At 65.5% G+C, this 12,535-nt stretch carries 9 protein-coding genes; 3 read left to right on the top strand and 6 right to left on the bottom strand.

Features of this window, described 5'->3' with window-relative positions; all coding sequences use genetic code 11:
• Nucleotides 1-13 precede the first annotated feature (13 nt).
• Nucleotides 14-784 carry a rhomboid family intramembrane serine protease gene (locus VG561_RS14590; protein ID WP_032958447.1) on the top strand — a complete coding sequence of 257 codons (771 nt, stop codon included), beginning with the start codon at nt 14-16 and terminating at the stop codon, nt 782-784.
• A 153-nt stretch (nt 785-937) separates the two neighbouring features.
• Here the strand turns inward: VG561_RS14590 and VG561_RS14585 are convergent, their stop codons facing one another.
• The 6 genes from VG561_RS14585 to rpmH all read right to left on the bottom strand — a co-directional run bounded on the left by VG561_RS14585 (nt 938) and on the right by rpmH (nt 8,688).
• Nucleotides 938-2,044 carry a glycerophosphodiester phosphodiesterase gene (locus tag VG561_RS14585; RefSeq protein ID WP_197605461.1) on the bottom strand — a complete coding sequence of 369 codons (1,107 nt, stop codon included), beginning with the start codon at nt 2,042-2,044 and terminating at the stop codon, nt 938-940.
• 147 nt (nt 2,045-2,191) lie between these two features.
• On the bottom strand, nt 2,192-3,541 hold the full coding sequence (gene mnmE / locus VG561_RS14580; RefSeq protein WP_169411746.1) for a tRNA uridine-5-carboxymethylaminomethyl(34) synthesis GTPase MnmE: 1,350 nt from the start codon (nt 3,539-3,541) through the stop codon (nt 2,192-2,194).
• 3 nt (nt 3,542-3,544) lie between these two features.
• Complete coding sequence (locus VG561_RS14575) at nt 3,545-6,217, bottom strand: polysaccharide deacetylase family protein (protein WP_032958459.1); 2,673 nt, start codon at nt 6,215-6,217, stop codon at nt 3,545-3,547.
• Nucleotides 6,218-6,332: 115 nt separating this feature from the next.
• Nucleotides 6,333-8,048: a membrane protein insertase YidC gene (gene yidC / locus VG561_RS14570; RefSeq protein WP_014648955.1), complete on the bottom strand. Its 1,716-nt coding sequence runs from the start codon at nt 8,046-8,048 to the stop codon at nt 6,333-6,335.
• Entirely contained in the window at nt 8,048-8,542 is a 495-nt protein-coding gene (gene rnpA / locus VG561_RS14565; RefSeq protein WP_080053031.1) for a ribonuclease P protein component, read from the bottom strand. The genes yidC and rnpA overlap by 1 nt, the downstream gene beginning before the upstream one ends.
• A gap of 5 nt (nt 8,543-8,547) precedes the next feature.
• Nucleotides 8,548-8,688, bottom strand: a complete 141-nt coding sequence (gene rpmH, locus VG561_RS14560; RefSeq protein ID WP_005411729.1) for a 50S ribosomal protein L34 — start codon at nt 8,686-8,688, stop codon at nt 8,548-8,550.
• Nucleotides 8,689-8,943: 255 nt separating this feature from the next.
• On the opposite strand from rpmH, the gene dnaA reads away from it, so the two are divergent.
• Nucleotides 8,944-10,275, top strand: a complete 1,332-nt coding sequence (gene dnaA, locus VG561_RS14555; protein WP_014645405.1) for a chromosomal replication initiator protein DnaA — start codon at nt 8,944-8,946, stop codon at nt 10,273-10,275.
• A gap of 275 nt (nt 10,276-10,550) precedes the next feature.
• Nucleotides 10,551-11,651, top strand: coding sequence for a DNA polymerase III subunit beta (gene dnaN, locus VG561_RS14550; protein ID WP_423179722.1), 1,101 nt, complete (start codon nt 10,551-10,553; stop codon nt 11,649-11,651).
• Nucleotides 11,652-12,535: the final 884 nt, after the last annotated feature.

Below are 12,535 nucleotides of genomic sequence, written 5' to 3'. Positions count from 1 at the left end.
CCATTGCTGAGGTATGGACAACAACACGCCCCTGCCCGCCGGCGACGTGCCGGCCCCCCGCAATGACCGCTCGCGCATCCTGCGGGCGTTCAATGTCAGCCTGGCGGCCGTGCTGGTGCTGGTGGCCGTGTTCGCCCTGCAGGGCACGTTCGACTGGCGACCGTGGGCGGTTGCGCCACTGGAAGCCAAGGGCCTGCTCGGCCTGATCGGCGGCCCGATGCTGCATGCCTCGGTCGAGCACATCGCCGCCAACAGCATCGCCATCCTGATCCTCGGCACCCTGGCCGGCAGTGTGTATCCCAAAGCCACCGTGCGCGCCCTGCCCCTGCTGTGGCTGGGTTCAGGCCTCGGCGCGTGGATGCTGGGCAATCCGGGCAGCGTGCACCTGGGTGCCAGTGGCGTGACCCATGGCCTGATGTTCCTGCTGGCCAGCCTCGGCCTGCTGCGCCGCGACCGTGCGGCAATCGCCACCGGCCTGATCGGCATGCTGTTCTATGGCGGCATGCTGATGACCATCCTGCCGCATGCCGATGGCGTGTCCTGGCAGTCGCACATGGGCGGCGCCTTCGCCGGCATCATCGCCGCGCTGCTGTTCCGCAACGCCGATCCGCTGCCGCCGCGCCAGCGCTACAGCTGGGAAGACGAAGAAGACGAGGCCGAGCCGCTGGCCGACGACGAGCTGGAGCCGCCGTCACCGCAGCGCGTGCCGGTGCTGTGGCAGCCGCGCGAGGGCCAGGACTACGTGGTGATCCCGTTCCGCCGGCCGGACGAGCCGCGCGGTTGAGGGGACGGTCGTGCCGGCCGCTGGCCGGCAACCTCATGAACCGGTAGTGGCCGACCTTGGTCGGCGCGGTTGTTGCGTGCCAACCAAGGTTGGCACCTACCAGAGCACACCGGCCCCCGGGTAGCGCCGGGCCATGCCCGGCGCGTTGATCGCTCAGTTCCCCGCTGTGCCCATCCCATCCACCGCCTGCCGGCCCAGCGCCGGATCATCGGTGAAGAAGGCATCGATGCCGGTCGCCAGGTAGGCGCGCATCTCGGCGATCGAGCCTTCGACGTTGCGCGCGTTGTCGGCGCCCTTGCGCAGGTTGCTGGGCTGGAAATGGTTCTCCGGGCGGAAGGTGTACGGAATCACCATCAGGCCGGCCGCGTGCGCATCATGTACCAGCGAGGTCGGCGTACCCAGCGCGCCCTTGGCATCCAGCGGAATGATCGAGCGCAGCTCGGGGCCGATGCCATCGGCGTAGGCGGCGATGTCCTTCAGCCCGGCCGGGGTCATCATCTGTGCGTAGGTCAGCGTGCCGCCGGCCTTGGCGATGTCGGCCGGCTGGGTATCGCCCTTCCACAGCAGCTGCAGCAGGCGGATGTTGCTGCCCCGGCCGATCTTGCCATGCAGGTAGCGCAGGTTGGCAGTCTCGAATGACTGGATCGTGACCGGGCCGACATTGGTGTACGCGTTGCCACGCAGTGCGGCCAGCAGCTTGTCTTCCATCGGCAGGCCGATGGACTGGAAATAGGTCGGGTGCTTGATCTCCGGCACGAGGCCGATGCCACGGTTGGCGCGCCCGGCCTGCTGCACCAGGAAGGCCAGGATCTCGTCCAGGCTGGCGATGCGGAACTGGCCGTCGTAGGCGGTGCTGCGCAGTTCCGGCAGGCGCTCACGGGCGTACAGGGTCTTCAGCTCGGCCAGGGTGAAGTCCTCGGTGAACCAGCCCTCGACCTGCTGCCCATCGATCACCTTGCGGGTGCGGCGGCTGGCGAACTCCGGATGCGAGGCGACGTCGGTGGTGCCGCCGATCTCGTTCTCGTGGCGGGCCACCATCACCCCGTCCCTGGTCATCACCAGGTCCGGTTCGATGTAGTCGGCGCCATCGGCGATGGCCTGCGCATACGAGGCCAGGGTGTGCTCGGGCAGCAGTGCGCTTGCCCCGCGATGGCCGTAGACCGACACCTTGGGCACGGCCGGGGTGGAGGATTCAGCACTCATGGCCACCGATGGTGCCACGGCCAGCGACAACAGCAACGCACAACCCCACGACTTCACTGCGACTTCCCCAAGCGGTATGTGATGGGCGTCAGTATGCGGCGGCAATGTGACAGGTGGGGGACCTGGGGTCGGATCCCCGCAGGGGCTCCGACCCCGTGGCGGAACCGTGCAGGGTCAGAGCCCCTTTGGGGATCTGACCCCGTGTTACTTGCCGATGCAGAAACTGGAGAAGATCCTCCCCAGCAGATCATCGGCACTCATCTGCCCGGTGATCTCACCCAGCGCATCGTGGGCCAGCCGCAGTTCCTCGGCGGCCAGCTCCAGGTGCTCGTGCGCCAGCTCGCCATCGGCGCGCTGCGCATGTTCCTGCGCGCGTTCAATCGCATCCACGTGGCGCGTGCGCGCGGAGAACTCGCCGTCCACCTGCTCACCGGCACCGGCCGAAGCAATCGAACGCAGGCGCGCATGCAGATCGTCGAGCCCGGCGCCGGTGGCGGCCGAAACGAACACCCGATCCGGATCAGCCAGCGACGGCAGCGCCGCCAGCAGATCCGACTTGTTGTGGATGTAGAGCTTGTGCGGTACCGCCGCCACGGCCTCGCCCAGCGCCGCTTCACCGGCCGCCGGATCGCGCGCATCCAGCACGATCAGCGCCAGGTCGGTGCGCTCGATTTCCACGTGGGCGCGGCGCATGCCTTCGCGTTCGATGGCGTCGCCGCCGTCGCGCAGGCCGGCGGTGTCGACCAGGGTCAGCTCCAGCCCGTCCAGGCGGATGGTTTCGCGCAGGGTGTCGCGGGTGGTGCCGGCGATGTCGGTGACGATGGCGCGTTCGCTGCCGGCCAGCGCGTTGAGCAGTGAACTCTTGCCCGCATTCGGCGGACCGATCAGCACCGCGTGCAGGCCATCGCGCAGGCGACGGCCGCGTTCGGCATCGCGGCGCAGAATGGCCAGATCGCTGCGCGCCTGTTCCAGCCCACGCCGCACCTGCGCGCCGCCGAGGGTATCCAGCGGTTCGTCGGCGAAGTCGATGGCCGCTTCCACGTGGATGCGCAGCATCACCAGCTGCTCGACCACCGCATCGATGCGGCGCGAGAACACGCCATCCAGTGAACGACGCGCCGCGCGTGCGGCACGGTTGTCGCCCGCGGCGATCAGGTCGGCGATGGCCTCGGCCTGGGCCAGGTCCAGCTTGCCGTTGAGGAACGCCCGTTCGCTGAACTCACCCGGCCGCGCCTGGCGCGCACCGAGCGCGATGCAGCGCGCGACCAGCTGCTGCAGCAGCACCGGGCTGCCATGGCCCTGCAGTTCCACCACCTCTTCGCCGGTGAAACTGTTCGGTGCCGGGAACCACAGCACGATGCCATCGTCGATGACCTCGCCGTCGGCATCACGCAGGCGCGCGTAGTGCGCGTGGCGCGGGCGCAGTGCAGGCGCCCCCAGTGCATTGGCAATCGCCGCAGCGCGCGGACCGGACAGGCGCAACAGGCCGACACCGCCGGCGCCGGTGGCGCTGGCGATGGCCACGATGGTGTCGGTGCGGATCGCGTCGTTCATGGCTCAGAGCTTCTCCAGCTGCGCGCGCGCCTGGGCCGCGCCGCTGCCCTGCGGCTGCAGCGCCAGGTAGGTGGTGTAGGCCTGCTTCGCCTTGGCCTTGTCGCCGGCGTTGAAGTAGGCATCGCCCAGGTTCAGATGGGCCACCGCGCGCGACGGGTCGATCTTCAGCGTGTTCTCCAGCCAGCGCGCGGCTTCTGCATAGCGCTGCTGGCGGTAGTAGACGAAGCCGAGGTTGTTGGCGGCCTGGGCGAAATCAGGACGCAGCTTCAGCGCTTCGGCGAACTGCGCGGCTGCCTCGTCGTACTGCTTCTCGCGGTACAGCTGCAGGCCGCGGTCGTTGGCCTGCTGCGCGCGCTGGCGGTCGGACGCCGGGCCAGCGGTGGGCACCACCAGCTTGGCCTTGCCACCCTGCAGGTCGGCCACCGTCACCGGCGCCTGGCTGCCCTTCGCCTCGCTGGCCGCATCCACCTTGTTGTTCAGCGCGATCGCATCGGCGGTCAGCTGGCGCGTATCGGCGTTGAGGAATTCCTGGCTGTCCGGCACCTGGAACACGAACTCGCCGCCCTGCGAACCGGGCAGGCTGCCGAAGGCCGGGGTCTGGTGCGAGACCGCCGATACGGCCGGCGCCACGTAGGCGGCCAGCTCGGTACCGGTGATCAGGCCGTCGCCGTTGAGGTCGCCCTTGCCGGCCAGCGCCTGCAACAGCACCCAGGTGAACACCGAGTGGCCGTTGGGGCCAGCATCGGCCACCTGCTGGTCGGCACCACCGGCGGTCAGCATCTGCCGCGCGCTGCGACGCGCGTTCTCGCGCAGGAACGACGACGACGACGGGCCACCGCGGGTCAGGCCCAGGCCGCTGTAGCAGGCATCCATCACGAACATCACATGCTTGGCCTGCATGCTCTCGGCAATGTTCTGGATGTCGGTCATCGCGATGGCGTCGGTGGCGAATTCCTTCGGGTCCGAATCGACCGGAATGATGTAGCCCAGGTCGCGCCCGGAAGCGAGCTGGCGGGTCGCGCCATGGCCGGCGAAGAACACGAACACGCGGTCGTTCTTGCCGGTGCGGTCATCGGCCAGGCGATCGTGGAAGGCCGCGAGGATGTTGTTGCGGGTCGCCTGCTCGTTCTTCAGCACGATCACCTGCGAGGACGGGAAGCCGAACTGCCCGGTCAGGGTATCGGCCACCGCCTGCGCGTCGTGGCTGGCGTACTCCAGCTTCGGCCACTTGGCATAGTTGTCGATGCCGACCACGATCGCCCAGGACTTCTCGTAGCCGGTGGTGACCGTGGCGGCACCGGCATCACCCTTGCGCGCACGGGCGACAGTGAAGTCACGGCCGTTCCAGCCGGCGAACTGGTAACCATCGGCGATCAGCCGGTCGAGGATCTGCGGCAGCGCCTTCACCGCACGATCGTGGATGTCGTGGAACAGGATGATGCCGCGCTGTTCCTTGTTCACCTGGTCTAGCACGCGCTGCACGATCGATTCCGGTACCGGGTCGGCCCAGTCCATCGAGTCGATGTTCCACATGATCGACTTCAGCCCGGCCTCGTTGAGCAGCTGCAGGCCTTCGGCATTGCGCGCGCCATACGGGAAACGGAACAGCGGCGCGCGCTTGCTGTCGACGTCCTTCAGCAGCGTGTCGGTGTCGAGCACCTGCTGGCGCAGCGCGTCACCGGTGGTGCGCGACAGCTGGGCGTGGGTCAGGCTGTGGTTGCCGACCGCATAGCCCTCTTCCATCAGGTTGCGGCTGATCTTCGCCATCGGGCCGAGGCTGACCTTGCCATCGGCCTCGACCTTGCCAAGGTTGCGGCCCACTTCAAAGAACACGCCCGGCACGTCGTAGCGCTTGAGGATGGCCACCACTTCATCGGTATAGGCCTTGTGCGGGCCATCGTCGAAGGTCAGCACCACGGTCTTGGCCGGCAGGTCGCGGCCGAAGATCTCGCGGTCGCTGTCCTTCATCGACATCGGGTAGGGCTCGATCACGCCGTAGTCGCGCAGGATCGCTTCGCGGCTGTAGTCCTTGTGCAGGTGGGCGATGTAGTCGTCCCACTTCTCACGCTTCAGCTCGATGGCACGGGTGCGCTCGAAGCGGCTGAAGATGCGGGTCAGTTCCTGGTTGTAGTTTCGCTCGATCTCGTCGAGTGCCTCCAGGTCCTCGCCGATGCGCTGGTGCAGCTTGACCGCCGGCAGCGACGAATCAGTGCCGACCCGCTCATGCAGATCACGCAGCACTTCGCGGAAGGCCAGGCGGTCGGCGTCGAACAGTTCCGGCGCCGACTCGATGTAGTCCAGCACGGTGCCGAGGGTGGCGAAGCGCTGCGGGCTGGAGCCGCGCAGCAGGGTGTCGAACTGCGCGGCGATCGCCGTGCGCTGTTCCAGGCCATCGTGGAACAGCTGCTGGCCCACACGCGTGGAGGTGCCGCGGTCGGCGGCCGATTGCTGTTCCTCGTCTGCCAGCAGCACGATGATCCGGCGGTAGCCGTCGAGCTGCTTCTGCAGCGCCGCCAGCAACGGCGCGGCGGCCGGATCGGCGGCGGCCGCGGCCTGCGCGCTTGGCTGGGTGACGGTGGTCGCCGGCGCCTTCGCGTCCTTGTCGCCGCAGCCGGCAACAACCAGGGTCAACAACAGCGAGGGCAGGAACAGGCGGAACGACGACGCACGCGGCATGGCGGACTCGAAGGTGGGAGGAACGGTGTGCCGGCGATTCTACCGCCGCATGCGAAAAGCCCGCCTTGCGGCGGGCTTTTGCTGGGGTCAGCCGGCCAGCGGCCGGCTCTACCGATTACTTCTTCTTGACCGGGGCCGGAGCGGTGGTGGCCGCAACCGGCTCGCCGCCATGGCGCTTGGTCATCCACCACTGCTGCAGCAGGCCCAGGCCACCGTTGACCACCCAGTACAGGACCAGGCCGGACGGCATGAAGGCCATCATGACGCCGAACACCAGCGGCATGAACTGCATCATCTTCTGCTGCATCGGGTCCATGCCCGGTGCCGGGGTCAGCTTCTGGGTGAACCACATCACTGCCACGTTGATGACCGGCAGGATGAAGTACGGGTCGCGTGCGGTCAGGTCCTGGATCCAGCCGAACCAGGGCGCCTGGCGCAGTTCGACCGATTCCACCAGCACCCAGTACAGGGCGAAGAAGATCGGCATCTGGATGAGGATCGGCAGGCAGCCGCCCATCGGATTGATCTTTTCCTTCTTGTACAGCTCCATCATCGCGGTCTGGAACTTCTGGCGGTCATCGCCATAGCGTTCCTTCAGCTGCGCGATGCGCGGCTGGAAGCGGCGCATCTTGGCACCGCTCTTGTACTGGGTCGCCGACAGCGGGTACAGCACCAGCTTCAGCAGCACCACCAGGCCGACGATCGCCCAGCCCCAGTTGCCGACCAGCTTGTGCACCTGGTTCAGCACCCAGAACAGGCCCTGGCCGATCACCGCCATCATCGAGAAGCGGCTGTAGTCGACCACGCGGTCCAGGCCCGGCACGTCTTCCTTGGCGATCAGGTTGACCAGCTTCGGGCCGACCCACAGGCGGGCCTCGGTGCTGGTGGACTGGCCCGGGGCCACGGTGAAGGCCGGGCCACGCGCTTCAATCAGGTCACGACCGGCCACCTGCGACAGCACGTAGTGCGCGGTCTGGTCCTTCTGCGGGATCCAGGCGGTGAAGAAGTGATGCTGCAGCATCGCCAGCCAGCCGCCGGTGATGTTCTGGTTCAGTGCGCCGTCGTCCAGGTAATCCTTGAACGCACGACGCTGGTACTTCTTGTCGTTGTCGTACCAGGTGGCGCCGTTGAAGCTGAACGAATCCGGGTTGGTCATGCTCCGCGACAGGATGGTCGGGGTGCGGTCCAGGGTGCGGTAGACGTAGCCGTTCCACGGTGCGGCGCCGGCATTGCTGACTTCGTCCTTGAAGCGCACGGCGTACTCGTTGCGCGAGACGGTCAGGGTGCGCTTGATGGTCACGCCGTTGTCGGCGGTCCACACGAACGGGATCTGCAGTTCGTTCTGGCCCTTGGCCAGCACGAAGTCCTTGGTATCACCGACCAGCTTGAAGCCGTCAGCGCCGGGAACCGGGGTGTTCTTGTCTTCGCTGGCCCAGCCACTGATCGCGCTGTACGGATGCGCGGGGTCTTCGGTCAGCAGGCGAACCGGCGGGCTGCCTTCGTCCTTGGTCTGCGGGAACTGCAGCAGCTCGGCATCGAGCACACGGCCGCCGTCCAGTACCAGGCGCAGCACGTCGGTGGTGACGGTCACGCGCTGGCTGGCCGGGGTGGCGCTGGCCTGGGCCTGCACAGCGGCCTGGCCCGGCGCACCCGGGACCTGCGCGCTGGGGATGCTGCCCGGGGTCGCGCCCGGAACACTCTGTGCAGCAGCCGGGGCCGACGTGGTCGTCGGTGCCGGGGTCGGAGCAGCCTTTTCACGGCTCCACTCCATCCACAGCAGCACGGCCACCATCAGCCAGGCAAAAATGAGGAATACGCGGGTCTGGTTCATCAGCGGACAGGCTCGGCGGGGCCGGGACGCGATGCCGGCTCGGTCAAAGAAGGAGTTGCGATGCCATCAGGCGGCGGCATTGTGCCGTCCACGCCCGGCGCGGGCAATGCACGCAGGCGACGCAGCAGGCGCAGGAAGGCCTGGCGGATCTCGTCGTTGCTGGCGGAACGCGCAGCACTACGCGCCACGACGACGAAGTCGCCTGGCTGGATTTCGGTACGTGTCTGACGCAGGATGTCGCGCAGGACGCGCTTGATCCGGTTACGCCCCACGGCGTTCGGATCAACCTTGCGGGAAACCGCCAGACCCAGCCTGGCCGGCCGGTCAGCCGGCAGCCAGTGCAGGGTCATCAGCGGATCGGACACACGGCGGGCGCCGTTGAAGACCGTTGAATATTCGGCACGCGTGCGAACCCGCGCAGAGCGAGGGAATCGCTTGCGCGGGTCTGCAGTATTCACTGTCGAAGGGATTGCGTCTGCCGCGGGGTGCGGCATGGCAATCAGGCGCTCAGGACTTTGCGGCCCTTGGCGCGGCGACGCGACAGGATCTTGCGGCCGTCAGCGGTCTTCATACGGGCACGGAAGCCGTGGTCGCGCTTACGCTTGAGGTTGCTGGGCTGGTAGGTGCGCTTCGTGGCCATTGGGGGCCTCTCGTATGAATGGGACGGAAAGAACCGGAAATTCTAGAGAGGTACCCTACCCCGCGTCAACCCCTGGCAGCTACGCGAATTCACCGGGCTGTGCAATAGCTGTGGATGTTTTTGTGAATAAGTAGGGGACAAGCATTCCGAAGGCGGGCGCTCGGTGGTAGTCTGAGCCATCCATTTCCCCCCTTTCCGGCCTGTGTTTGGGCGCCTTGTCGCGTCCATGCCCCGGCCACCGGACGATTATTGCTGATGGATGCCTGGTCCCGTAGTCTCGAGCGCCTCGAAGCGGAGTTCCCGCCGGAAGACGTTCATACCTGGTTGAAGCCGCTGCAGGCCGATCTGCGCGTGGACAGCCTGGTGCTGTATGCACCGAATGCCTTCATCGTCGACCAGGTTCGCGAGCTGTACCTGGCCCGGATCCGCGAGCTGCTGGCGCATTTCGCTGGTTTCAGCGACGTTTTTCTTGAAATCGGCTCGCGCCCGCGCCCTGTGGAGGCGCAGAACGCGCCGGTTTCCACGCCGTCGGCGCATGTGTCCAGCGAACCGCAGGTGCCCTTCGCCGGCAATCTGGACAGCCACTACACGTTCGCCAACTTCGTCGAAGGCCGCAGCAACCAGCTGGGCCTGGCCGCCGCCTTCCAGGCAGCGCAGAAGCCGGGCGACCGGGCGCACAACCCGCTGCTGCTGTACGGAGGCACGGGCCTGGGCAAGACCCACCTGATGTTCGCCGCCGGCAACGCCATGCGCCAGGCCAATCCAGGTGCAAAGGTGTTGTACCTGCGTTCGGAACAGTTCTTCAGCGCGATGATCCGGGCCCTGCAGGAAAAGACCATGGATCAGTTCAAGCGCCAGTTCCAGCAGGTGGATGCGCTGCTGATCGATGACATCCAGTTCTTCGCCGGCAAGGACCGCACCCAGGAAGAGTTCTTCCACACCTTCAACGCGTTGTTCGATGGCAAGCAGCAGATCATCCTGACCTGCGACCGCTATCCGCGCGAAGTCGAGGGCCTGGAAGCGCGCCTGAAGTCGCGGCTTGCCTGGGGCCTGTCGGTCGCGATCGAACCGCCGGACTTCGAGACCCGCGCCGCGATCGTGCTGGCCAAGGCGCGCGAACGCGGTGCCGAGATTCCCGATGATGTTGCGTTCCTGATCGCCAAGAAGATGCGCTCCAACGTGCGCGACCTCGAGGGCGCGCTGAATACCCTGACCGCCCGCGCCAACTTCACCGGCCGCGCGATCACCACCGAATTCGCCCAGGAAACCCTGCGCGACCTGCTGCGCGCCCAGCAGCAGGCGATCAGCATTCCCAACATCCAGAAAACCGTTGCCGACTACTACGGCCTGCAGATCAAGGATCTGCTGTCGAAGCGTCGGACCCGCTCGCTGGCCCGTCCCCGCCAGGTCGCCATGGCCCTGACCAAGGAACTGACCGAGCACAGCCTGCCCGAGATCGGCGACGCCTTTGCCGGTCGCGATCACACCACGGTGCTGCATGCCTGCCGCCAGATCCGGACCCTGATGGAGACCGACGGCAAGCTCCGCGAGGACTGGGACAAGCTGATCCGGAAGCTGAGCGAATGATGCACGGATGCCGATGAGGCGTCATCGCACAAAACGGTGCAGAATCCGGTAGCAAGCGCGGGACACGTTGTGGATAAAAATGCCGTTTGAAATCGCGCCAGATTTATCCACAGCTTTCCCCACCCCTTGGGGGTCGGTAATGCAGAGGGTTTCGAGGTCTGAAATACCTTTAATTACAAAGACTTAGCATTGTTTTCCAGCGATTCTGTCTCTACCAGCACCACCAAGCTTTTGATTTATTCCACATTTTTTAAAGCATAGGGGCACGGAACCACATGCGTTTCACACTGCAGCGCGAAGCCTTTCTCAAGCCGTTGGCACAGGTCGTCAACGTGGTCGAACGCCGCCAGACCCTTCCGGTTCTGGCCAATTTCCTGGTCCAGGTGCAGAACGGCCAGCTGTCGCTGACCGGTACCGACCTGGAAGTGGAGATGGTGTCGCGGATCGCGGTTGAAGATGCCCAGGACGGCGAAACCACCATTCCCGCCCGCAAGCTGTTCGAGATCATCCGCGCCCTGCCCGACGGCAGCCGGATCACCGTCTCGCAGACCGGAGACAAGATCACCGTGCAGGCCGGTCGCAGCCGTTTCACCCTGGCCACGCTGCCTTCGAACGACTTCCCGTCGGTGGATGAAGTGGAAGCCACCGAGCGCGTGGCCATCGGTGAGGCGACCCTGAAGGAGCTGATCGAGCGCACCGCGTTCGCGATGGCCCAGCAGGACGTGCGCTACTACCTCAACGGCCTGCTGTTCGACCTGCGCGGCTATGCCCTGCGTACCGTTGCCACCGACGGCCACCGCCTGGCGCTGTGTGAAACCGATCTGGCCAAGCCCAGCGGGTCCAAGCGCCAGATCATCGTGCCGCGCAAGGGTGTGACCGAACTGCAGCGCCTGCTGGAAAGCGGCGATCGCGAGATCGAGCTGGAAGTCGGCCGCAGCCACGTGCGCGTCAAGCGCGACGATGTCACCTTTACCTCGAAGCTGATCGACGGCCGCTTCCCGGACTACGAAGCGGTGATTCCGATCGGTGCCGACCGTGAAGTGAAGGTTGATCGCGAAGCGCTGCGCGCCTCGCTTCAGCGCGCCGCGATCCTGTCCAACGAGAAGTACCGCGGCATCCGCGTGGAAGTCTCGCCGGGCAACCTGAAGATCAGCGCGCACAACCCGGAACAGGAAGAAGCCCAGGAAGAGATCGAAGCCGACACCACGGTCAGCGATCTGGCCATCGGCTTCAACGTGAACTACCTGCTGGACGCTCTCTCCGCCCTGCGCGATGAGGAAGTCATCATCCAGCTGCGCGATTCCAACTCCTCGGCGCTTGTACGTGAGTCCAGCAGCGAGAAGTCGCGCCACGTGGTGATGCCGCTGCGTCTCTGACAGCTGCTGTTCCACGTGGAACCGAACGACGCCCGGGATCTTCCCGGGCGTTTTTTTTTGCAGGTTCCACGTGGAGCATCGAGAAGACGCAGTTCTCCGGACGACGTCACTTCCGTCGATGGGCTCGGTTGAAATCCGTTGCCTTTCCGGGATGTTCGTCTCGATCGTTGAAAACAGGATCGCTGGATCGTAGCAATGACGAGTCGCGATTGATCGAAAGTCCAGGTGCAGGATCCGATACTCGTCGCCTGTCCCCAGATCTGGCCTGACAGGGACCGATGATCCTGCATCGCGGCGCGATGGACTTCCCTCTGCAAACGCCGCTGTCCACAGGGAAGATTCGATGCAGATTGGGGCAAGCCTAGCTTCTAAATCTGGGTATAAATCTAAAGCATGGTGGTGATGGTAGAGCCAGATCTCGTGGAAAAACACCTTATCTGACTGATTTAAAAGAAATTTATGCACCTGAAACCCCCTGTATATCGGCCTCCCAGCCTGGGGGGGAACCTGTGGATAGTTTCGAAGGCATGGCAAAAGGGCTTTTTTATCCACAGATTGCCCATACCTTGTGTATAAGTCATACAGGGCAGCTGTGGACAGCGTGGAACGATCGGTCTGAATTCTTTGAAATCTGTGGAACCGCCCAGGGCATGGGACCGTAGATTTCGAGGAATCTGCAGGTTCATCCGCCGGTACTCGTCGGCGACGAGGCAAGTGCTGTCCACGGCATCGCCTGAAATTGGCGAAATCCAAGGCTCACACCCCCGCTACCCTTCGTAGAATCGAAGGATTTCCGGGCTTGCCGAGACCCGCATCTGCTGGGATGAGGAAACAGCGCCACGTGGAGCCAGCGGTCAGGGCGCAGGCAGACCTGCGGTAACTGC

The sequence above is a fragment of the Stenotrophomonas sp. CASM110 genome, assembly GCF_049384345.1.
Classification (GTDB): Bacteria; Pseudomonadota; Gammaproteobacteria; order Xanthomonadales; family Xanthomonadaceae; genus Stenotrophomonas; species Stenotrophomonas muris.
The sequence above is the reverse complement of the archived record's forward strand: the minus strand, read 5'-3'. Positions and strand labels throughout refer to the sequence as shown.